The sequence below is a fragment of the Citrobacter sp. Cb004 genome (assembly GCF_030337065.1).
Lineage (GTDB): Bacteria > Pseudomonadota > Gammaproteobacteria > Enterobacterales > Enterobacteriaceae > Citrobacter > Citrobacter braakii.
Genome location: NZ_JAOWCH010000004.1, coordinates 1 through 269, shown reverse-complemented (window position 1 = coordinate 269; position 269 = coordinate 1). Strand labels below are relative to the sequence as shown.

The 269-nt window shown below is 56.1% G+C and carries 1 tRNA gene; it reads left to right on the top strand.

Annotated features, from left to right (window positions below):
• Nucleotides 1–184: 184 nt before the first annotated feature.
• A tRNA-Ala gene (locus OGV65_RS00020) sits at nt 185–260 on the top strand.
• The last annotated feature ends 9 nt before the right edge of the window (nt 261–269 follow it).

Genomic DNA, 269 nt, shown 5'->3' with positions numbered 1-269 from the left:
GGCTTGTAGCTCAGGTGGTTAGAGCGCACCCCTGATAAGGGTGAGGTCGGTGGTTCAAGTCCACTCAGGCCTACCAAATTCGCCTCCGTGCTGTGTTACGGCGATGCTCGCATACTTCAGTATGCTTCGCACCACCGCGCCTTGCCCGGAAACGAATTAGGGTACAGAGATTAGCATTTACGATGGGGTTATAGCTCAGCTGGGAGAGCGCCTGCCTTGCACGCAGGAGGTCTGCGGTTCGATCCCGCATAGCTCCACCATCCTTTACT